Annotated in this window: 7 protein-coding genes; 3 read left to right on the forward strand and 4 right to left on the reverse strand. The window is 51.3% G+C overall.

Features of this window, described 5'->3' with window-relative positions:
* Nucleotides 1-25 precede the first annotated feature (25 nt).
* Genes B4W65_RS01490 through B4W65_RS01500 form a run of 3 tightly spaced genes read left to right on the forward strand, consistent with a single transcriptional unit; the run spans nt 26 to nt 2,065 of the window.
* The gene (locus B4W65_RS01490; protein ID WP_088653327.1) at nt 26-1,390 is read left to right on the forward strand and encodes a type IX secretion system plug protein; all 1,365 of its coding nucleotides are present in this window, start codon (nt 26-28) and stop codon (nt 1,388-1,390) included.
* A gap of 45 nt (nt 1,391-1,435) precedes the next feature.
* Complete coding sequence (locus tag B4W65_RS01495; protein WP_088653328.1) at nt 1,436-1,747, forward strand: FtsB family cell division protein; 312 nt, start codon at nt 1,436-1,438, stop codon at nt 1,745-1,747.
* A 3-nt stretch (nt 1,748-1,750) separates the two neighbouring features.
* On the forward strand, nt 1,751-2,065 hold the full coding sequence (locus B4W65_RS01500; RefSeq protein ID WP_088653329.1) for a hypothetical protein: 315 nt from the start codon (nt 1,751-1,753) through the stop codon (nt 2,063-2,065).
* On the opposite strand, the gene B4W65_RS01505 is transcribed toward B4W65_RS01500, so the two are convergent.
* The 4 genes from B4W65_RS01505 to B4W65_RS01520 form a co-directional block, all read right to left on the reverse strand.
* On the reverse strand, nt 2,055-3,347 hold the full coding sequence (locus tag B4W65_RS01505) for a glycosyltransferase (RefSeq protein ID WP_088653330.1): 1,293 nt from the start codon (nt 3,345-3,347) through the stop codon (nt 2,055-2,057). The two genes, B4W65_RS01500 and B4W65_RS01505, sit on opposite strands and share 11 nt — an antisense overlap.
* A gap of 70 nt (nt 3,348-3,417) precedes the next feature.
* Nucleotides 3,418-4,014, reverse strand: coding sequence for an OmpH family outer membrane protein (locus B4W65_RS01510; protein WP_088653331.1), 597 nt, complete (start codon nt 4,012-4,014; stop codon nt 3,418-3,420).
* A 98-nt stretch (nt 4,015-4,112) separates the two neighbouring features.
* Nucleotides 4,113-5,171, reverse strand: a complete 1,059-nt coding sequence (locus B4W65_RS01515; protein WP_240509443.1) for a PorP/SprF family type IX secretion system membrane protein — start codon at nt 5,169-5,171, stop codon at nt 4,113-4,115.
* 47 nt (nt 5,172-5,218) lie between these two features.
* Complete coding sequence (locus B4W65_RS01520) at nt 5,219-25,027, reverse strand: PKD domain-containing protein (RefSeq protein ID WP_088653332.1); 19,809 nt, start codon at nt 25,025-25,027, stop codon at nt 5,219-5,221.
* Nucleotides 25,028-25,400: the final 373 nt, after the last annotated feature.

Raw genomic sequence — 25,400 nt, forward strand, 5'->3', positions numbered from 1 at the left:
ATTGTATGGCAGAAACCGTTTCATTATGAGCGCAAAAAAAATGTACCAAAAAGTCCTGATTCTTTCTAAAGGCTTCAAATTGAACCATTACAGAAATAATTCTTTAAAGCAAAGCAGCAGGACGCTCTTGATTTTAGCAATTTTTAACATTACAGGACTTCACACGACGCTGGCCAATGGTCCCCTCAACACTTTTGTGTCGCCTTCGCTAAAGACTGTTCAGTTTCACCGCGAAGGCTGGCCCTTTTCTTACCCGCTTCTTCGCTTAAACAGTCAGCAGCAGTTGCTATTAACCTTTGACGAACCCGGCAGCGGCATGAAAAACTACCATTATGCCCTGGTTCATTGCGATGCCAACTGGCAGCCCTCACCCCTCATGCCCACCGACTACATTAAAGGCAATCCGCTGAATCCCATTGAGGACTATCAGTACTCCTTCAACACCACCTTCGATTACATCCATTACCAACTAAAAATCCCCAATGAGCACCTGTCGGTCACCCGTTCCGGCAATTACGCCCTGCTGGTTTTTGAAGATTTCAAGCAAGACGAGCCGGTTTTGGTACAACATTTTATGGTGCACGAAGGCGCAGTAGAAATAACGCCCAACATTAAAAACACGGCCCAGTCGAGTGTAAGAGCTACCCATCAGGAAATTAATTTTGAAGTCGCCTACGGCGGCCTTCAGATTTTGAATCCCAACCAGGAGGTAAGCGCCACCATCATCCAAAACGGTCGCATCGACAATGCCATCACGGACCTGCCCCCTCAATTTTTCACAGGCGATCGTATGGATTTTCATTACGGCAGGACCATGGTTATGGAGGGAGGCAATGAGTTTCGCTATGCCGACGTACGCAGCACCCGCTTTTACTCCGACCGGGTAGAGGACATTCAATTGGCGGATCCTTTCTTTCATATCCGTTTGACCACCGACTACCCCAGGCATCCGGGCTCGTACCAGTACCGCCAGGACTTAAACGGACGCTATTACATCGAAGTACAGGAGCATGACCAGCCCGAGCTCGAAGCCGACTATGTATTTGTTCACTTCAGTCTGAAAACACCCCAGCCTCTTCTTTCGCAGCAGGTCTATCTGAACGGGGCTCTCACCAACTGGCAGCTGGACAAAAGTGCGCTGATGGACTATGATGCCGACACCGACACCTATCGAAAAACGCTGCTGTTGAAACAGGGTTACTACAACTACCAATATCTGGTTCGGGACTACCAGGGCGGGGAAAGCAGTCTGCTTACCCTGGAAAACAGTCACTACGAAACCGAAAACGATTACCTCATCCTGCTTTATTACAAGGGCGCCCACGACCGAACCCATCGCCTGATCGGGGCCGAAATCACCAATTCGCTCCGACAGGAAAGCGCTTATTAAAAATATAACTCGTACTTTTGCCCGGGAAGCATCAGTAAGTTGTTTATGAAAGATCGTCGCAAAGAAAAAATCCTGTCCTTTCTACCACTGCTTCGCAACAAGTATGTGCTCAGTGGCCTGATTTTCATTATTTGGGTAGGATTTTTCGATCAGAACAACCTGGTCGAGCGCTTTTCATTAGCCCGTCGCCTCAGAGACCTTGAAAAACAGCGCGAACACTACCAAAAGGAAATTTTGGAAAACCGTACGCGTATGGAGGAGTTGGAAAGCAACAGGGATAATCTGGAAAAATTTGCCCGCGAGCAATATTTGATGAAGCGACCCGACGAAGAAATTTTCATCATCATTGAAGAGTAAAACATGCAACGCACACTCACCATTGCCAATTATACAGGTATGCTACTGATTGTAGCAGGTTTGCTCCTGCACCTGAACGAATCGAGTCTTGGTTTCTGGCTGCTGACTGCAGGCCTTGTTCCGGTGCTGGGACTGCGCAGCTACAATCTGGTGGTGGCAAAAGAGGACCAAAGACGCCAACACCTCCTGCTGCTTATCAGCGCCCTGGCTTTGGTTGCGACTGCTGCAGCCATTTGGTACAACCGCAGTTATTGGGTACTCTTTATCGCTATTGCTGCGGTACTCGACCTCTACCTCTCCTTCCGCTTCAGGCAATAAACCAGGGCTTCTCCTGTTCCAGCTCACGGTAGCGCAACAACAATTCTTTTTCGAACCAGCACGCATCACAATTCAGGCCCATATGCTCCAAAAGAGTCAGGGCCATATCAAAGACCGGAGCTTGTTCAAAAAAATGCTCGTGCACATAGTTGAGGTATTTGACGACCTTAAAGGCTGTGAACAGCTCAAAAAACCTTTTACTGAAAGTAAGTTCACTGGCACAATCCTTCTTCAACACCTCCAGATCCTCAAAAAAATGCGCATTCAAAAGAAAGCTGCGTAAAGGACCACTCAACTTATAAGTCCAGGCCTCATAATCTTCGGCTTGCAAGGCAAACAATTCCTGCCGCAGCTCAAAAAACACTTTTAAATCGGCAAAAGCCTGAAAGTTGTAGGTGAGTCCCACCCCCACCTTCTGCTCTCCGGCCAAAAGACTGTTCATAGCTGCCCCAGTGCCAAAAATAACCCGATCGGAAATACGGGGAGAAGGTTGTACGCTGGTGGTTTGAATCTCCCCAAATCCGCCCTGAGGAATCAGCTTTTGCAGGAAGTAAAAATCTTCTCCGGCCTGGCGCCGAGGCATACCTCCGGCGCGTGCGTAGGCCAGTGCACGCACAGCAATGGCAGATCCCATGGCATGAAAAGCATAGGGAAAACCGGCATAACGATGTCCCTGCAAGAGGTAGCGCAAGTGCAGTTCGTAACGGGTAATCCCCTCGTACCTTTCCTCTGAGAAGTCCCCACCCTCCAGCGGATGTTCAAAAAACAGATTCGCGGCCTGCCGCTTACCCTCTGCAAACCATTGCTCCACTTCCTGAAAATAATTGGCACGCACCAATGTGTCGGCATCCAGGGTAAGCAAAATCCCCTCGGGTTGTTCTAAACGATAAAACAGCTCTGTGGCTGCATCCATTCCAATTTTTCGGGCCAGACCCGCACCAAAAAACTTAGCGGATAAGCCATAGGCTTCGAGCACTTCCAGCTTCATCCAATTCGGCAGAGCCACCGAAATTTCGCTGCGCAAGCGGGCGGCAAAAGTCTTTTGCTCCGCAACCAGCGCTGGAGGGTCTTTCTCCCCGGTATTAATAACCACTACCACAAGCACCCTGCCCGATGGCGCGGCTGCAGAAGAAAGCGACAACAAAGTATTTTGAAGATATTCCTGCTCTTTATAGGCAGGAATAACAACCACCACAGATGGGGCAGCTCCATCCCATTCGAGTGCCGAAGTCAACAAGGGATGACGCCCCAGATACTTTCCTAAAATCTTTTGTGCCTGCATACCACCGCAACTAAAAAAACAAAAGGACCGGTTGAACCGGTCCTCCTATATCTCAAATATGAGTTAATTCTTAACGACCTGCTTCAAAACGCTTATTGAGGGAATCTACGACTTCCTGAGTAATGTCCAAATCGGGCGCCCCATAAAGCAAATTATCACCCATGGTGTTGCTCAACACCAAACGATAACCCTTTTCCTGACTGTAACCATCCAGAAAGGCTGTAATGGTATCGCGCAGCTGTTGATTCATGCGCTCCTGGTGAACCATCAAATCATTGGACAGACGACTGTTCAGCTCCTGCAATTCCTGTTCTTTCTCACGCAGACGACGCTCTTCGCTCTGAGCACGTTCCAAAGAGAGAAAGCCATTGTTTTGTACCTTACGCTGGAATTCTACCATATCTTGCTGAAAAACCCGGGCACGTTCATTAAAATCGGTACGTGACGACTCCTCCTTCTTGATCAGCTCCTCACTCAGCTGACGGGCATATTCATATTTGATGATCAGCGAATCGGTATTAATGAAAACAATGCCATTATCGGCCTTAGGAGCAGCCTCGGCAACAACAGGGGCAGAACTTTCATTATTACAGGCGCCCAAAAGCGCAACCAGCGAAAAGGCCGAAACAGCAAAAACCAGATTTGATAATAACGACGTGTTTTTCATCAGATGTATAATATTTAATTAGTCGAATACATTTTTGGCGACAACAAATATAGCTTTATCGACCAGATATAAAAACACTTTAATCTGTATTTTTTGCGCTAAAAGAGGGAGCGACGTTGTGGACGGTAGTTACTTGGCCGGTCGCCCAGTCCATACCCCGGCTCACTACAGGGTACGGGACCGCGCGGCGAAGTGGACGAACGACCACGACTGAAGCGATAAATCAGAGAAAACTCATTGCTGCCCCCACTGTAACCGGCCAGTCCCGACAGCGTCAAATCGTAACTGTAAGCCAGGTGCATGGGGCCCACATTAACACCGAGACTAAAAATAAGCGCATCGTTGTTGTTCAGGCCCTCTGAGCTGACACCGGGGAGACCACGGTACCACAGTCCCACCTCCAACGGATTCGTGTACCAATACACCCCTAAGTCGAGTTGTTGAAAGGCATCTTGACGGCGGTACATAAAGGCCAAGGAGGCACTCTGCTCATCACGTCCACGCCCCCCTTCCTGATAAACCCATTTGGCCCCACCATAAACCACGGTCTTCACCGGCTGATTGCTCTCCACATCGGTAAATCCGTAATCGTTCTTAACCAGGTGGTCGAGGGTAAAACCGGCCCACCAAACAGAAGTATACAACATGGCCGATGCACTGGCATCGAGCTTCCGGTATTGATCTACCGGGAATTCGGCATTGATCCAGGGAAAAAGCTGACCATCTGGCCCCACCTGTGAAAGACGCGTGGCATCAATTTTACGTTCGGCATACTTGAATTGCAGACCGGGACGAAAAAAAATCTTTTCGGTCAACAACAATTCATAGGCGTAAACCAAACCCAGGTCCTGACTGACCAGCTGTCCACCCCCTTGGTCGTCGCGTACAAAAAGTAAGCCCACCCCACTGTTGAGCGAAGCCAAATACTCATCGTACGAAAAGGCATAAGTTCTGAAAGTATTGCCCATACCCGGCCATTGATCCCTATAATTCAATGCCACCCGTCCCCCACTGGTAAAACCGGCAAAGGAGGGGCTCAAATACAAAGGAGCCGAATATACCTGCGAAAAGGATGCATCCTGCGCCCTGGCAGGCACTCCTCCTGCCAGCAGCAGGAGGAGAAGCACCACAAGGCTTCTCCAAATCTTTCTATCCAAAATTTTATTCCACATCATCCACATGCTGCGAGCAGCTTTTTTGAGTTCTAACGGACCAGCAGTACGCTGCCCGACTTCTTAAACGATCGTCCGTTGATATAAGTTCCGCTTGCTTTGTAAACATACACCGCCTGAGGCGCCATTTGCCCCTCAAACATGCCGTCCCATCCGGAATCTATATCTTTTGTTTCAAATATTTTTTGTCCCCAGCGGTTGTAAATTTCCAGGGTAAAATCATCCACATCGCGGTAGGCCGGTTTAAACACCACCACATATTCGGCCGAAGGATCCACGCCGGAAGCAGAAGCACCACCCGGTCGCGGTCTGAAAGCATTGGGGAAGACTACAAAACCCTGCGGTTCTGCCGTAATGGCCTGCTCCACGATGAGGGTATCCAAACAGCCCTCCACGTTACCTACTGTCAGGGCCACATCGTACACGCCCTCTTCCTGATACTCGTGCGAAGGATTACGTTCCTCAGAAAGCACCCCGTCGCCAAAGTCCCACCACCAGCTTACCGCATCGGCCGACAAGTCGTAGAAGCGCGCCTTTTCTCCGGGAATATAAACGATGGTCGGATTCACCGCAAAGTCGGCAACAGGATGATCAAACACCTGTATTTCCTTCTCGTAGAGTCCGTCCTGTCCATCGGGTCCGGGGGAAACCAACTGTACCGTAAACGTACCGGGACGTTCATACACATGTACCGGGTTGCGATCGGCCGAAGTACTGCCATCACCAAAGTGCCAAAGGTACTGCGATCCGCCCACCGAGTAATTGGTAAACTGTACCCGCAAAGGATAACAACCCTCTTCTACATCCACAATAAAACCGGCATCGGGCACGGGACGGTAATCAATACTCACCCGATCGGTACTGATGCAGCCGTTCACATTTATTTCCCAACGGAAACTGTTGATGCCGGCACTCAGGTTACTGACAGAGGTGTTGAAGAAACGCTCGTCGTTCAGCACCGCGGTACTGTTGCCCTCCACAAACCATTGGGCATCGAGTTCTCCGGCATTGTTGGCATTCAGCAGCACCTCAGGCTCATAAACCACCTGGTCTTCTCCGGCATAAGCCTCCGTTTTGTGACTCACTACCACCATTTCGTCACGTGTTGAGCAAGTGCCGTAAGTCACCTCCCAAAGGAAGATGTTTTCGCCAAAGCCCAAATTGCGTACAATGGTATTGTACTGCTGTGCATCGTCAAATTCACCACGTCCCTTCAAAACGCTCCACTTGCCCACTCCGGTTAGAGGATCGTTGGCATTGAGCACCGTGTAGGTATCGCAGACATCCAGCTGATCGGACCCGGCAAAAGCCTTGTCGGGAATCTGGTTGAAAATCACCACCCGATCGGTGGAGCGACAACTTCCGTTCTCAATAACCCACTGGAACTCATTGGCCCCGAAGGCCAGATTACGAACCACCGACTTCGGATCACTTGGGTCGTCTAACTCTCCATAACCACTGATGCGTTCCCAGTATGCACGCTCGAAATGAACCGGAACATTGGCATCCAGGGTTTGCGTATCCTTGCAATCTTCAATATCGGGACCGGCATTGGATTTTGTGGGCGTATTGTTGATGATCTCCACCTCGGCCCACTTGCTGCACTGTCCCTGACTCACCGTCCAACGCAAGAGGTTGCGGCCGGGGTTCAGGGCGGTAATAAGCGCCTCCGGATCGTTGGGGTCGGACAAGTTGCCACCACCCGCTTCGAAGCTCCAAATCCCACTTCCATATTCAGGAGCCGTAGCTTTCAGGGTAAAAGTATTGGCACAAACCTCTTCGTAATCGGCCCCCGCATAAGGATCCGAAGGCTCATGATTCTGAACCAAAACCTCATCCTCAAGCACACAACCCTCGATGCGCTCAGTGGTCCATATAAAGATGTTGTCGCCTTTAGACAAACCACTCACCGCGGTTTTGGGATCGGTCTCGTCGGCAAACACCGCCGAACCGGTAACTACCCGCCAGCGACCGGTAGAACCGCCCTCCGGAGCGGTGGCATCCAGCACCGTATTGTCTTTACACAGGGGCACATCGTTGCCCGCATAGGGGCGACTCGGCAACTGGTTATCAATCACCACCTCGTCGTAGGTACTGCAGCCATTGTGCCATACGGTCCAACGCAGCGTGTTTTGTCCACGTCCCAAATTATATACCCTGGTATTGGGCGAAGTAGGATCTTCAAACACCGCGGCGCCCTGTCCACCCGGCACCGACCACATACCGGTACCCGGTGAAGGATTCCTGGCCGAAAGCACCATTTCGTCGGCACAAGCCGCCCGGTCGTTGCCTGCAAAGGCTTCCACCCGATTGAAGGTCAGCACCACCTCATCGTAGAGACTGCAACCATCATAACCTTCCATTTGTCCCTCGGTGGAGATGGTCCAGCGCAGGGTATTGGGACCAAAACTCAGGTCGCTCACCCTGGCATTGGGGTCCTCTTCTGCCACCGCATAGCTGTCCGAATGGAAGGTGGCACTGCCACTGACTACGGTCCACCTGCCAACACCGACAGCAGGCGTATTTCCTTGCAAAATGGTTTCCGCTTCACACAGCCCACTTTGGTCGTCACCCGCATCGGGAATGGTCGGCTTGTTGTTGTAGATAGTAACTTCAGAAACATCGCTACAATTCACATTACTGACCGTCCAGGTAAGCACGTTGGGACCGCGATCGAGTCCACTGACCCGGGTCAGCGGATCGTTGATATCCTCAAACACCGCCGCACCGGAACCACCCTTCACGCCCCAGGTGCCGGTACCCTCCATAGGATTACTGCCGTTCAGGAAGGTAAAGTCCTCACAAATCTCAAAATCATCGCCGGCATCGGCAGCAATAAAGTTGTAACGGATTTCCACTTCGGAAGTCGAAGTACAGCCCTTGTTGTCCACCACCCAACGAAAACGGTTCGATCCACTGGTAAGTCCGCTTACCTGAGCCACAGGGTTATTCAAATCAGCAGGAGCAATCACTCCGCCACCGCTCACCTTTTCCCAGGTTCCGATACCATACTGAGGAGCACGCGCCTCCATGGTGTAAGTGTCGGTACACACATCGCGACCGCGCCCCGCATAGCTGTCCGACGACCTGTTGTTGGTCAGCACAATACGGTCCTCGAGCGAACACCACTCCGTAGCGATCTCGTAAATCAGCTCATTATCGCCCTGCGCCAGATTGTACACCCGGTTGCCGTCGAAAGTTGCTCCACCCACACTGCCCGAACGCCAGGTGCCTACACCATGTTCGGGAATGTTCGGATTCAACAAATACTCATTGCTACAAATAGTCTGGTCTTCACCCGCCACAGGTTCCGTGGGCAGTCCGTTAATCACCTCGAGCGTATCCCTTGAAACGCAAGTGGTATTGGAAGTCTCATGGATCTTTGTAATGGAATAAACCAAAACATTAACCCCTTTGGCCAAATTCTCCACCAAAGTTTCAGGCGCAGTCGGATCAGCCAGATCACCAGCTCCCGAAACAATCTCCCAGAAAGGCGTGCCCATAGGCTCGGACCCCACCATACCCGGCACGTTGGCCCTTATGGTCAGATTATCGTCACACAGCACCACATCGTCCATAGTACGGGCGGTAGCCGGCTGATTATTATAAATCACCACCTCATCGGAACTGCTGGTAGAACTGCCGCTTGAACCATAAGAAATGGTCCAGCGCAGAATATTCTCACCCGGCGCCAGATTACTCACCTGGGTACGCGGATCGTAGGGGTTCTGAAAGACCGCAGTCCCCTTAACCCGGGTCCAGGCCCCCAATGCGCCTTCCGGATCATTGGCCTCGAGGCGCGTAGTGCTGCCACAAATCACCTGGTTGCGACCGGCATTGGCATCCACAACATCCCCGTTCACAATAACCACATCGGCATAGTCGCTGCAATAGCCGTTGGTCACTACCCAACGGAAAACATTCTCACCCCGACGCAAATTCAGCACCTCGGTTATGGGGTTATTGGGTTCCACAATGTCGGCTCCACCCGACAAAAGCAGCCAGGTTCCTGTTTGTCCCGCACCAGGCGGCTCAGCCTCCATGAAAGCTGTCGTGCCGGTTATCACCCGGCGTGCCGGACCGCCATCCACCGGATAGGGACGCGAATTAACCACCACCACGCGATCGGTCGAATAACAGCCGTTGTTGTTGATGGTCCACTCCAGCGTATTGGGCCCCTGATCGAGTCCCACCCTGATGATGTTCGGCCTGGAAGGATCGTCCACCACAATGGTTCCGCCACCCTCTCCCGGCACGATGGTCCATGTACCCGTCATCCCGGCAGGCACCGGATTGGCACGCAAAATCACCGGATTGGCACAAATGACCGTATCCTTACCGGCATCCACAAAAGTCTTCAGGTTGGTCACCCGAAGGTCGGCCGAAGACGAACACTTATCGTTGTTGTTGATGGTCCACCGGAATACATTCTCACCAAAAGCCAGGTCGCTCACCTGGGTGTTGTGTTGACTGGCATCCACAAAGGTTCCGCTGCCACTGACCACACTCCAGTAAGCTGTTTCCCCACTCAACAGCGGCGCATTACCGCTGAGTGTAGGCAGCTCATTGCAAACAGTCAGTGCCGAACCAACAGTTGCCGCAGTAGCACCGTTGTTCCAGATGCTCACTTGATCGCTGCTGACACAGCCATTCTTATTGATTCGCCACTCCAAAACATTCTCGCCTCTGCCCAGGTCCGACACAGCTGTCGCGGGATTACTTCCGTTGGCAAAGTTGGCGGCTCCGCTGATCACATGCCAGGAGCCACTGGCTCCTGCCGGCACAGGTGAGCCCTCCAGCACAGTGGAAGCAGAACAAAGATCCTGTTCGTCACCTGCATCCACCCACACCTTATTGTTGCGAATGATCACCCGGGCAGTATTCTGACAATGCCCCTTGGTCACCGTCCACTGCAACTCAGTATCGCCAAAATTCATATCCTTCACCACAGTCTTCGCACTGTTGGGCGAAACAATATGTGCATAACCACTGATCACCGACCAGCTGCCGGTCCCCCAATCCACACCAAGCGCTTCCGCCTCGAGGGTTACCTGATCTCCACAGGTCGATACCACGGCGGGACCGTTAATCACCGCCTCAGCAGGCTGATTGTTCATGATCTCCACCTCGGCCGAACTTGCACAACCATTTTGGCTGAGGGTCCACAGGAAGACATTTCTACCCGGCGACATATTGGACACCTGCGCAGAGGGCGATGTCGCATTGTCGAACACCGCAACAGAGCTCACCGGCTCTACTACAGACCATTGTCCGCTGACCGGGAGACCGACATCCGGGTTGGTCCCACGCAACTGCGCCGTACCATTACAAACCGCAGCGCTTTCGGCCCAGGCACTCACCAACAATTGGTTGTTGCGCACCGTCACCTCATCGTAACTCTCGCAGCCATAGGCGCTGGTGACAACCCAACGGAAACTCACATCGCCGCGCGACAGTCCCGTAACGCTAACATTGGGATTGGTAACATCACTAATGGCGTCGGCCGTACCACTTACAGGAAGCGCCAACCAACGGCCCACAGCACCTGCTGCCAACTCAGCAGCAGTCAGCGGAGTCGCATTGAGCGTCACAAAATCCTCACACAAAGACTGATCTGCACCCGCATTGGGCACAGGCAGCGGTCGAACGCTAAAGCCCTTGCTCACCAAATCGATTGCCATTCCGCAGTCGTTTTCGGCCTGCACACTCACCACGCCATTAAAATGGTCCACCTCATCGGCAAAATCCACGGCTATTTGGGCACTGCCCTGACCACTCACAATGGTCCCCACAGAAAGGGTCCAGTTGTAAGTCTCCGCATGGGGAATGGCATCCACAGTAAAGACCACACCCTTAGAGCCCTGACAAATATCTTCGGGTCCGTTAATCTCAGCATCCGATGCATCCGGAAGCGGGTTAATCACCAAATCCATGTACTGCAAAGGACCATCACCACAGGCATTCACGGCGTAGACCGACAAACGTCCGCTTTCAGCATCCTCGGCAAAAGTGGTAGTCAATTCCCGTCCGCTTTCTACTTCCACACCCCCGGGCAGGGTCCACACATAGTGCGACACACCCGGCAAGGCAGCAACGCTAAAGGTCGCTGCAGCACCCTGACAAACCTCCACCGGACCAGCAATGGCCCCGGGTTGAGCGGGCAACTGTCCCACCAGCACATCGATGGGCAAACCATCCACCATACCGGCACAGCCCCCAGACACCACACTCTCCAAACGATAGCGTACCGTCTGCGCAGGAGTAACACTAATTTCATAATTACCTGCCGCATTAAACATCGCAGCATCCACCGTTACCGTACGAACAAGCGGAGTGCCCGAGGGCAGTCCACCCACCAAAGGCTGGGCACTGTAAGTCAGCTGCCAGGGACCGTTGCTTGCCGGATCAAAAACCACCTCAAGGATTTCAGACTCCCCGGCACAAATGTCGCGACTGGCGTCACCCACAAACTCAACCGTGCTTACTCCGGGAACCGTAACGGTTGCCGTTCCGCTAGCCGTTCCCGTGCAGTTGGCATCGGCAACAGTCTCTACCGTATAAGTAGTAGTGGCTGTGGGACTCACCTCCAATTGATAAGTCGGGGTAGCAATGTCGTTGATCCAATAAGTCGAAGTACCATCATTGTAGCTCACCTGCCAGGGCGCCGTGCCCGTCAATTGCAAATTCAGCCGGGCCGTTTCACCGGCACAAACGGTGGTCGTTCCCGACAGCGAAGCGGTAGGACGCTCATGCCTTACCACAGTAGCTTGGCCAGTACCCTCGCCTTTGGAGCATGCCACATCGGCCGAGCTCGTCACGCTAAGGATGGTATAGCTCGTAAAGGCATTAACGGGCAGCGTAGTCAAAGTCAGCACCTGAGAGGCAGCAGTCAGCACAAAGTCGTCGCCATTGCTCAAATCCACTGCCAAATCACCATCTGCAAAATCCCATCCGCTTGTGGCGACCACCAGGCGTGGCGCCACTCCTGCACAGACTTCTTCACTGCCCGGCTCCACACTCAGGTGCACCACCGCTTCGGGCTGGCGGACCATAAGATCTTCCACCGTGGCCGAACAGTCGTTGGTCAGACTGAAAATATCATTTCCAAATAAGTCCTGAAGATCATTCTCATTGTGTGCCACACGCAGCACATTGCTGTCGTCTATGACTCGAACGGTATAAGTCCCTTTGGGTAAATTGTTGAAGGTATGATCGGCATTGGCCAATACAAGCGCTTCTGTGGAGGTACCTGCAGGACCACCAGACAACAACAAACGGTACTGGTTGCTGGCATTAGGTATGCCACCCGTCACACGAGCTGTTATAACCCCTGTAGCACCGCCCCAACAATCCACCTGTGTGGTAACCGTGGCAGTCACCACCAAGGGGGCAATCGCCTCATTGATGCGTACATTTTGAGAGACATTATTACCAAAAGCATCTATTATCGTCACGGTATAATCACCCGGAGCAAGATTGTCGAAAATGGCACTATTAACTTCAGTCAGTTGCTCTAAAGTACCCGTACCGTCCGACAGGGTGAGCGACTGGTAAGGCAGTTCTCCACCTTTAACGGAAACAAAAATCTTTCCGTTGGCTGAGCCATAACATGGGCCACTGGATTGCTTTTCAATATCTAATTCAAGCGCCTGACCAGGTTCATAAACAAACACTTCGAATTCCTCTGCGACACAGCCATTGGCATCCTCTGCATGGATGGTATAGGTGCCACCTGCTAATTCATCCGCAAAAGTTTGATCAACAAACGCAGACATATCATCCCCACCATCATGCAACCAGATAACGGATGTATAGGAACCGCTACCGCCGCTGAGCTGAATCGTAATGGTTCCATCACCAGTATTCAAGGCCGTCACAGGGGTTACCTCCACCAAAGAAATGGTCACCGGTGTTGCCGGCTCAGCCACAGGGATTGCGCCATAATTAGAAATCTCACAACCATTGGCATCAGTCACCGACACATAATAGTCGCCACCAGGTAAATCCGTTTGATCTGGATCGGTTGGCGCTAAAAGATTACCTGGACCGGTCCACTGATAAGTATAGGGCGCTGTTCCACCAGTCACGTCAATATCAATGGCACCATCAGTATCACCAAAACAGTTGTTATCGGTCACAGCCACCACCGCAATGGTCATCGGAGCAGCCGGTTGTTCTACGTTATAAACGCCAGTCACCGTACAACCAAATACATTGTCGGTCACCTGCAGGGTATAGTCGCCTGCCTCCAAATTCTCAATATCCTCCGTCGCCGCGCTGAAAGCCCCTTTGGTCCATTGATAAGTATAATCGCCCGAACCGTTGAGCACCGTCACGTAAATGGCGCCATTGCTGCCACCAAAGCACTCTACATCGTCGATGGCCGCCTGCAATTCCAAATCGTATTGCAAAGGTACGACCACCTCCAAAGGAATCGGACAACCACCACCGGCTCTGCTGTCGGTCACCGTTACATTGTAAGTTCCCGCCGGCAAAGCCGCCTGGTTACGGTCGTTCACCACAATGCCCGGTGCCACATCCCAATCGAAGGTATAAGGCGCAGTACCACCTGTAACGTCCAAGGTAATCACCCCATTATTAGAACCCGAACAGCTTTCAGGCTGCACAGCTGCGCTAACCTCTAGCGGCCGTGTCAACTCAACGATCTGAGTATATGAACACCTGGCCGAAGTCCCCATATCCACCATGGTTATGGTATAGGTGCCACCCGGCAGATCCGTTTGCAACATAGGGGTGGAGGCGTCAACGCCTGGTCCATCCCATACAAACAGGTAGTTGGCAGCATTATCTGAGCCACCATCCGCATTGGTAATCTGAATGCTGTTGTTATTGGCACAATTGGTATCTGAAACTACCAAATCAAAGACCAGTTCCGGCAATTCCGTAACGGGAAACGCCTGGGTGGCTGAAAGACAGCCCTTGCTGTCGCGCACCTGCAGGGTATAAGTCCCTGCCGTCAGGCCACTCTGATTACCCACTCCGGCAGTCAGACCAGAACCATTCATGGTGGTCCATATATAATCGTAGGGTGCTGTGCCACCACTCACCGAAATGTTGATGCGACCTTCGGCCGAACCATAGCATTCATTATTGGTAACCACTCCCGTAATCTGTATAGGAGCCGGTTGAGTGACTACAATATCCTTGAGCGACACACTGTACTTAGTTGTAAGGTTACAATCCTGCTGATTGTCGGTGACTGTCACCTCATAAACGCCCGCTTCCAGATTAACAATATCTTTAGTGGCTTGGGCAAAAGGTAAAGCATCTTTAGTCCATACGTAGGAGTAATCGCCACTTCCACCAGCTACATTCAGTACAATGTTGCCTCCAGTACCACTGTTACAGTCAATCGAAGTAACATCTGCCGATAAACTGATGGCACCATCGATAACAATCGACTCCGCCACACTGCAACCGTAAGCATCGGTCACCTGCACGGTGTATTCCCCACCCACGGTAATGTTTGAAATGGTGCGACCATCAACACTGCGGGTGAAAGCGCCCGGTCCAGACCAGGCAAAGCTGGAGGCGGTAAACGGACCGGTACCACCGGTCTCCACTGCAGTAATAGAGCGGGTGTCGCTGGCACAGTCAAGTGCTGCAGTTAAGGCAACAGACAAGGCTGCATTTGGCTGCGTCACCGTAAAAGTCTCCGTTACACTGCAACCATCACCATCGATGATCTCCACAGAGTAATCACCGGCTGCCAGCCCCGTGAGCTCATTGGTTCCTGCCACGGCCGAACCGTTCCAGAAATAACTCAGTCCCGGAGCCGCAGAGGCCACGCCAGTGATGCGAATGGCGCCATCGTTGCCACCAAAACATTTAACGGGCGTAACACTCGCTTCCACGACCAGCGTTTTAGCGTTAGCAACGGTATAAGAGCGGGTTATTGGACATCTGCCGGGTTGTCCCACATCCGTAATCGTTAAGTTGTAATTGCCATCAGGCAGGCCGTTGAGATCCTGAGAGGCTTCCGTCATAGGCGCACCATCCTTGAGCCAGGCGTAGGTATAACTGCCGGATCCGCCAGTCACCGTGATATCAATGGCACCATCAGCGGCACCGGGACAAGAAACGGGACTGAGGACATCGGTAACCGTAATACCCGAAATGCTGAAAAGGTGCTCAACAGCGGCACATGAGGCCGAAGCTGCGGCCTGTGCATCGCTAACGACGAGGCGATAAGAGCCGTAGCCCAGATTCAAATCGTCAAGGTTGACAGTCACCGGTTGATCGATGGTGGCAGTCACCGTTTTGGTTTTCTTGCCTGAAGTGAGCAAGTTGGTGACCTCAATAAAATAGGAGAATTCATCATCCGTACCATTGGTAATGCCCACACCTCCATTAATGTCAAAGGCGACAGAATAGGTTTCTGCAGGCGGCAGAGGAGGTAAGGCACAACTGTAGCTCACCACCGGAGTCGTTACTGAGAGCGCCTCGGCCGGTTCCCTAACGGTGGCAGTAGCCACAGTTTGGCACCCGGAACCATTGTTGTCCGTCACCACGATGGTATAATCATCGGCCACCAAACCTTCAATAAAGAATTCGGGACCATTGCCATACTGCGTGCCGGTACCATAATTAACCACGTAAGGGGCTACGCCGCCACTCACCACCACGGTGATTCTTCCGGAATTATCGCCCGGACAGGTATTCACATCAAAGGGTGTAGCTGTGGCTGTCAACACAGCGGGCTCAGAAAGCACAAACTCTGCCGATTCTTTAGAACAAGTGGCACCACCCAATTCGGTCACTTCCACATAGTAACGACCGGCTGCCTGATTCTGCAACCAAGCGGTATTGCTTCCCGGGATGGCATCCCAAAGGGAGGTACCTGTATTATAGACAAACCATTCGTAGGTATAGCCACCGCCAATACCACCGGACACATTAATTCTTATGCTGCCATCCGACAAGCCATTGCACGAAACCGGAGTAATGGTCTCGGTTAGAATAATTTCGGAAGGCTGTGTAAGTGTAAAGCTGTGCTCGGCGAAGCAGACATTGCTGGCATCGTAAACAAGGAGCGTATAGTTATCCGGAACCAAACCAGTTTCTGTGATGTTGACATCACCATTACCAATAATATCTGTTCCGTTTTCTGGTCGAAGGATATAGGAGTAACCGTTGGTAGCATCTGGCGTGCCCCCGCTGATGCTGAAGTTGATACTGCCGTCAGCGGCACCAAAACAACTGATGTTGGCAGCTGCAAAATAGTAAATCTCTACCGGATCAGGCTGGGTCAACTCCAGGTTGGTCAGCTCTACAACATTGCCGTTGTCGTCCTGAACACGTGCAGTGTAAAACCCGGCGGACAGATTGGCAAAAGTCGCTTTATTTCCTGATACTGAAGTGACAGGCACATCCGTGACCGGATTGCGGATCAAAGTAAAGGTATAAGGCTGGACTCCGCCAGCCGCCGTCAACTCAATAGAACCATTGGTGGCCCCGTTACAGGGTTGTGGATGGGTGAGGATTTCGCTGAGTGTTAAGGCATCCCCGGGTTGAGAAACGGTAATGCTTACGTCATCGGTACAACCAACATTGTCCGTAACGGTGGCAATATAAACACCCGCCTTCAGATTGTTCAAAGTCACATCATTCTGAGCCAGCGAAGCAGTCACATCATTCAACTCATAATCTGTGCCTGTCCAGGCAATGGAATAACCGGACGTACCTCCTGTTATCGCAACCGTTATGCTGCCATCGTTGCCATCGTAGGCACTGACCGGCTGATTGCTGAACTCACTTACAACAAGTTGATCTGCTGGTTGAGTAAGCGTGTAAACCTCAGAAGTGGTAAGGCATATATTATTATCCCATACCTGCACATAATACTCTCCGGCTACCAGGCCTGTCACCGCAGCATTGGTTTCGCCAGCCAGCGGAATATTTCCCGTGCCAGTTACCGCAAACCATTGGTAAGTGAAAGGGCCTGTTCCTCCGGAAGCGCTGACGGTCAAAGCCCCGGTATCACCACCAAAACAATTGACATTTATTTGATTGTCAAGTGTAATGACGACAGGGTCTGCCTCCAGGATGGTGGCTGTTTCCACCTCGTACTTGGCGCAATAGGGAACCGGCTGATCCATATCCCGCACTGAAATGCGGTAACTGCCCGGAGCCAAACCATCAAAAGTCGGTAATATCTGCCAATTAACGGCATCGATGCTGTATTCGAAATTGCCGGCACGGTCCATATTCACCGTAAAACTACCGTCGGCACCTCCATTACAAGAAACCGTTTCGCGAGGGTAAGCGATTGAAGCCACATTGAAATCAGCCGGTTCCGCAATCACCACATTGGCACTCACTTCCTCACAACCATTGACATCGGTCAACGTCACCCGGTAAGTACCGGCCGTCCTGTTACTCAGTGTTACGGTATTGGTCAATGACGACCAAGTTCCGGGTGTGACTTCCTCTTCCCACAAATAGAAGTAGGGTTCTGTGCCACCTGTTGGCACAGCTGTACTGCTGCCATCATTACCCCCAAAGCAAGAAACATCTGAATCAATGGTCGTTACAGCTAAAGTATAGCTGTAATCAATAGTATAGGTACGCAGTGCAGAAACACATCCGTTAATATTATCCGTGACCGTGAGCTGGTAAGTGCCCGGTTCAAGGTTGTCGATCAACGGCAGGGTAGATGTAAAAGTACCCGGACCCGTCCATGCATAAGAAAAATCGCCCGAACCACCAGTCACGATGGCTTCTATACTGCCATTGTCCAAGCCCGAACAAGTTGGATGAACAATATTGGCATTGATGACCATATTGCGCAGCTCCACTTCGAAGGTATGGCTACAACGGTCGGTGGCCGTCGAGTTGGCATCCCATACCATTATGGTATAAGTCCCCTGCTGTAATCCGCCTATTGAAATGGGCAAAGCTGGGTCGCTATGCAACTGATTATGAAACACCTGATTATTATCCTGACGAATAACCCGTACCTGATAAGCAAAGCCACCAGCTGCAGCACCATTGGCATCCACGCCTCCCGACACATTCAAATCAATCCAACCGGTATTGGGCGTTTCACAAGTTATGCCAGAACCTACAACAGAAGCCTCGAAAAGAGCAGGCTCATTGATGGTGGCCGACTCTTCCACAAAACAACCATTGTCATCGGTAATGGTGAAGTCGTAAGTGCCTGCCAAAAGACCAGTTACCACATAATCGTTCAAGCCATTCCAGCTGATGGTCTGCGTTCCATACGCAATGGTATAGGGCGCCGTACCACCGGTGACCGACAAGCTCACACTGCCGCTTGCGTCTCCGCTACAGGAGCTAATGTCGCTTGGTGTAGCCACTACAGCCAAGGCTACGGCCGGCTGACTAATGGTTATCGGACCTGAAAAGTCAGACTCGCAGGAGGAAGCAGCTGTTTCAGTAGCCTTCACCCGATAGGTTCCGGCGGCCAGATTGCTTATGCTTGCAGAAGTTTCCCCTGCAAGGGTTGTCCAATTCCATGTAGAAGTACCCACATCGTATACACCACTCTGCCACTCAAAATTGAAGGCAGTCCCCCCGGGACGACCATCCACCGAAACGCCAATGGAACCATTGCTGGCGCCGTGACACAAATTGTGCTGACGATCAACCACTTCGATGGCCAAAGCATCGGGCTGACTTATTGTGAAGTTATGCACAGCAAAGCAGCTCACGGCATCGGTCACGGTCAGTTGGTAAGTTCCGGCAGGCAGTTGTTCGGTCGCCGGCAAGTCGGCTTGCACATCAATGATTTCACCCACCTCGATGGTCCCTGTTATGGCAATGCCGCTGACAGGAAGAATGGAGAAATTATAATAATCATCGGTAGGATCACCTGCTGTTCCATTATTAAAAGGCGTACCTCCTGTTGCGCTGAAAACCAAATTGCCATTATCTCCAAAACAGGTAGCGTCGGCGACGGTGTGACTGACGGCTACCGGCGCAGAGGGCTGCGTCAGTTCGATCGTCTCCGACAAAGAAACGCCACGACCATCCACAACAGTCGCGGTATAATTACCGGCCGGTAAGTTCTCATAATTCGCAAAACTGTTTCCAGCGCTGTGCGGTGTTTGCACCACTCCACTGGTATTGGTGAGGGTCAGCGACAAATAAGGCGTAACGCCGCCAACCGCTCTGAGGTTGATGCGACCATTGGTGCTGCCGAAGCAGGGACCCGGATTAACGGTAGTGTAAGTCAGATCGAAAGCACTTACTGCATCATCCAGTATCTCAGCTTCCAACACATCGTTACAACCATTGTCGTCGAGCACAGTAACCCGGTAAAAACCAGCGGACAAATATTCCTGACGATAAACACCAGGTGTCAGAGGTGCTCCGACCGGAGCGCCACCCAAAGCATCTATCTCTGTCCATGTTATATTATAAGGCTCTTGTCCACCCGAAATCGCAATCTGAATGGAGCCATCCGATAAGCCCGGCTGAGAAACATGCACAATTTCATCACCACTTAAAGTGATAATGGGCAGACTGGCAGGACCGTCCACCGTGTATTCTTCTGTTACCGAACAACCTTCTGAGTCAGTAGCCACTACCCGATAGTTGCCGGCAAATAAAGTAGGGAAGGTATAAGGAGTTCCCAAAGCTACGGAAGCAGGGCTCGCCGCTATATTCACCCAGAAACCAGGTGACACTTCTTTGTATAAAACATAATTAAAGCCTCCTGTTGTGTGTCCACCGGCAGCCTCGACCTCTATCTCACCTGTATTGGCAAGAGAACAGGTAATATCAGTAATGTCAAAATCAGCCATGGAAACGGCTGCAGTAGGTTGAGCAATCACTACGGAAGGCGTCATAACAGTCTGACAACCGGGATTATCGGCATCTCGCACGGTAACATCGTAAGTCCCCGCCGGCAAATTAGAAAAGACATACTTGCCCGTACCATTGGAAACCCAAGTGGCACTGCCACTCAATAAGAATTCGTAATTACCTGAAGACAAGCCCGTAGCAGTCACCGTAAAAGTACCGTTGCTCTCGCCGAAACAAACCACATCCTTGACCTCCGACGATGAAACAGCAATGGTATTGCCCGGGTTGATGACAATATTATTCAAGTCCACATCACAACCAGCTGCATCTTCAATGGTTACGGAATAAGTCCCGGCAGCCAGTCCGGTAAAAACACCAGAAGCACTCACATCACCATTACTCAATGTAAAGGTATAGGGAGTCACGCCGCCATAGGCCGAAAATTCTAAACTTCCATCGTCACTTCCGGCACAGGTCTCGTGCGACGTACCTTCCAGCACGCCCACCACCACTTTTTCATCGACAATTACACTGCCTTCCATTTGGGCATCGCAGCCATCGGCTATGCCAATCATGATGGCACGTACGGTATATACACCCGGTACGGTAACCTGATTGGGAAAAGGCCTAGGCGTATTGCCCGGCAATTGCCCGTCAATAAACTGAACGGCAGCATCCACATCCACCCCATCTTTCTGCAAAATATAACGCACATCAATTTGCGTGCCTTGCAGTCCAATCGTTACTCCACCGGAACCCTGACAGAAAATCCCGCCATTGGGAGCTACCGGAGTAACCTGCTGTTTGATGGGAGCCGCCTTAATTTCAAAACTCTTGGTCCGCGTAGAAACACAACCATTGGGATGCTCATAATTATACGTGATCTGATAAGCACTGGTTGGCGTTACCAAAGAAGGATCGAACAAAGCGCGACCATTATTTCCTGTACCCAGTCCGTCCACCTCATTGTCCATAGGAAAGTCGGCAGTGAAATAGCCTGAACCAACGGCAGCACCACTGCCGCTGAAACGCCCCTCCATAACAACAGGGGTGGTATTCTGACAAAACTCCATGGGCTCGGTGGTACCGAAATTGACCGCCTGCACCGACTTTACCAAAATGGGCTGTACCGTATAAACTTCACAGCCTCCCTCGTCCACCGGAGAATCATACGCCAGGTAAATGTTGATGGTAAGGTCGCTGCCACCAATGGCCGGCACCCGGGAGGGATCAAAATAGATGGGCGTGTCGCCATCACGTACTGTGAAGGTTGAAGCGTAATCACGGGTAACTCCATCGGCTTGAAAACGAAACAAGGCATTCACCGCATCGGTGCTGAAAGTGTAGTCTACATTTTTTTCGGCCTGGTCTCGACTGTAAACTCCGCCCACCACCGGCATGTCACTGGCTTCCACGGGGAAAAGACCCGTCTCGTTGTAACAAAACTCATACTGATCGAGCACCACAGGCACATCGGGTGCCACCACTTCTACATCTATCCATTCACTTGCCGAGCAAAAACCATCCTGTACAGTTCGTGTGATTCTGTGGATACCGACACCTGCCAGGGCAGGATTGAAGACACCCATCCCCACACCGGTGCCGGTATAAGAAGAACCCGAAACAGGGGCAGGCAACAAATCAACCGGACCGTTGGTCAAACAATAAATGCGTCTGCTGTCATCGGTATCGAAGGCAGCGTTCAACTCGGCACGTACAGTTATTTCTTGGGTAATTTCATTCACACACTCATTGGCTCCACCGGGATCGGAGGTGAAACGATAGGTTACTTCATAGTCGCCAGCCCCTTTTGCCTGTGGATTAAACAGATAACGATCAGCAGGATTCAAGAGCCACATCGATTCGGTAGGCCCCCCGTCTTTTGCAACGATCAATTCTCCTCCGGTAACCAGTCCGTACCATTCCTGATCCATATTGTTGTCGGCACAATACTGCGCACTGAGGCCGTGTAGCGACAAAGTAGTGCCCACCTGAATGTTGTAAGTAATGTCGGCTTCGCAGCCACTGGCCGGATCAACATAGGTATAAGTCACCGCCCAAAGTCCGTTACCGGCAACTGAGGGATGGAAAGTAGCCGCACCTTCGTCACCTGTACCACTATTGGTAATACTTCCGGCAGGTGCATTGGTAGTAAAAACGCCTGAGGCGGTTGGTGCATTGGTATCGATGAATAAGGCCTGCAACAATATGTCCGTAACGGTTTGGCAGGTCACCAAATCCCCTGCAAAATTAGACCAGGGATCGGTAGCTGCCATACGATATTCGAAGTCCAGGTTGTCGCTTTGATCATCGACAAAAGTTATTAACTCCGAGGCGGTCGCTTCACAACCGGTAACAGGATCCTGGTAATGATAATTGAAAGTTAGACCAACCCTATCGGAAGCACCCAACTGCGTATCCAACAAATCAAGCACATTAATGGTAGCTGTGGAACCGGTTTCGGTGAACCAGGTCGGATTGGTGGCAAAGCCGCTTACCCACCAGTCGTTGGTGCCGACCTGGGGCCTACCGCCAATGGTTACTGTGCCGGCGTCGGCACAGTAATGGTCACTGAAAGGATTGATCTCCACATTGGGCAAGGCATTCACCACCACCTGTCCGGTCATAATCCTTTCACAGGCTCCGGACACGAAACTAGCGCCAACAGTGTAGGTCCCTGGAGGGAATTTGTCCGCAAATACTATGGCTCCCCCCGTTCCCGTAACCTCTACTTCAGAAGCGTACAACAACCCATCCCGGTACAAACGATAAATGGCGCCATTCTGTGAAGTATTCAAACGAACTTCCACATCATCACCATCGCAATAATCTCCAGCCACTACAGGAATATCATTGGGCTGAGCTACAATGGTCAGACTGGTAGGCATGGGCAGCATGCAGCCGCCATTGCTCACCTCCACCGTGTAGGTTCCGGCAACAGAGGTTGAGGCCAAATCAAGTATTCCCCCTGCAGCAGGGGCTACAACAGAACTCACCACGGTGGCCCCCCTGAGTAAACGGTAGGTAAAACCGGGCTGAGAATTACTTAGACTAATGGTATGTGGCCCGTTTACCGCACAGGCAGGAGTAGCGGCAGTTTGTAAGGTGTAAGTTGTGATGGGAGGCGCCTGCAGCGTAAAGCTGCCTATATCAAAGGTACAGCCATCGCCATTTTCCGCCACTATGGTATAAGTCCCAACGGGCTGATTGACCGTAAACGAAAGGGGACCACCAGGACTGTTTTGAGAATACAAGGAGGCATTGGCAGCATTATATATGGTGTACTGCACACCCGCTTCACTATTGGCCAAAGCAAGGGTAAAGGGTGTACCGGCGCAGGCGGTTAAAGGAGAAAAAGTCTGAGCAGCCGGCACAACACCAATGCGCACGCCCTGATCAAGCGTTACTTCACAACCGTTGCGTGTAGCCCTAACCGTATAGTCTCCTGCAGTCGTAACGCCCGAAAAAGTCAAATCACCACCGGTACTGGGAGTGACCAGAGTTGCTGGTGTAGCTCCCCTGAAAAGTTGATAGCTGACACCAGCTTCACTGCCCTGAACGGTAATGGTGTGGGAAGCTCCCTCGCAACCCGGCCCAGTCAATACCAATGGCAAAGTCTCGTTGGGCAAAGCGCTAATGACAAAGGAGCCACCGGTCATTTGCACCACACCAGAGCAGCCTGTGGCTTCTACCGTGTAGGAGCCTATGGCTGAAACGGGATCAAAGGTGTGGCTCTCCCCATCAAAGGTACTCATCCACTCCTGAACCATCATGGCTCCGGAGCCATCGTTGTACATTAAGCGATAAGTGACACCTACCTGAGAATTGCCCAGGCGAATGTTGCTTATGGAGCTCCCTTCACAGGCAGAAGAACCAGTAACCGGCATTGGATCGGCAGCAATAGTCAATTGCACATTGGTAGGGGGCGAGGTGGCGTAGCACAAGGGGTTGGAAGTCTCCTGCACCCGAAAAACAAACTCACCACCCTCCGATACCACCCGGGTATCGCTGACATTATAACCGTTGGAGTTAAGTATTTCATTAACACCATTACGTACCCAACGATAGTCGAGGTTCACAGAGGGATCGGGGTGGGTGGCGCTCCCGGTTAGATCAAGGGTTGCCCCCTCACAAAGAGGCTGTATGCCTGCGGGATTTATAGCAGCATTGAGAGCATAGGCACCTACGCTTACGGGATCAGAAGTAGCGACAAGAGTCCCTCCAAAACTGGTATAGGCACTTACAACATAATCTCCGTGTTGACTTGGAACGCTTAAATCGACACCGTAAAATTGCCCCCCTGAAGTACCTCCTCCCGGCAAAGACCATTCGTAATAGTAATTGGGGTCGTAAGGCAAAACCTCCAAGGTAAAGGTTCCTGTGGCTTGACAGACCGAACCGCCTCCCTGCACCTGTAGAGTGAGGTTCTTAGAAATCTCGATGGCATTGGTCATGGAGCGACAGGTTCGCCCACCAACATTATGCGTTACTACGGAGTAAGCCGAATATATGGGTTGGTCATCAGCTGGATCAAAGCTCCAATTGGGGCTTGCCGATGCGGTGGCATGCGTACTTACGGTTCCGGTTTCAACATTACGATAATAATAGGCATAACTGGTAGCTCCGGTTGGGTCAACATTGAGCGCAACGGGATAATCTGCACCCCCACCCAACAAGACCGGAGCTGTACTGCCTCCTGACTCCAAAGAAAAAGAGGACGCGGTAACCGGGGCAGTAATGGTATAAAAATAACGGTCGCCGTTGTGCAGGCGAAACTCCACATTATAAGGTCCGGCTCCGGTAAATCCACCAATAACAGCGGTATAGGATGTGTTCGAGAAAACAAGTCCCCCAGTGGTAACCCACCTCCCTTTATCACGAAGACCACTATTAATCGAGGGACTGGTATCGAAAAGCTGTGAGGAATTTACTACCCCCCCGACACAGGCACCATCAAAAGTGACGTAGAAATCCTTTGCCTGAACCGGGGCGGTCAAACCCAATGATAGAACGATAACAAGCAAGCCCCACAGTAAATATCTTGATCCCATATGCCTGGTATTAGATAGCGTAATTAAGGTACGACTCAATTAAATTAAATATAATAAAGACGTGACATTTGTACGCAAAGCTATCAAAAAAAGTTAGTGAAAACCGCATAAAAACACAAGAAAACGTTAAAACTACTGATCCGAAACAAGCAAACACCCGTCAATCCCTGAGTTGTATTTATCAGGAAATTTGTTTCTTTAATCAAAACACAAAAACACCTTTTCAAAGCGAAAAACACGCTTTCAGAAATTACAAATTATAAGCAGCAAAGGCAAAAAAAAGGTGAAAAATCCTAGCCCGGAGACCGGATAATAACACAAAATCCTGACAAACAGCGAATTATGCATGAGGGCTAGTCGCCAAAAAAAGCTA

This window comes from Geofilum rhodophaeum, from assembly GCF_002210225.1.
GTDB lineage: Bacteria > Bacteroidota > Bacteroidia > Bacteroidales > Marinilabiliaceae > Geofilum > Geofilum rhodophaeum.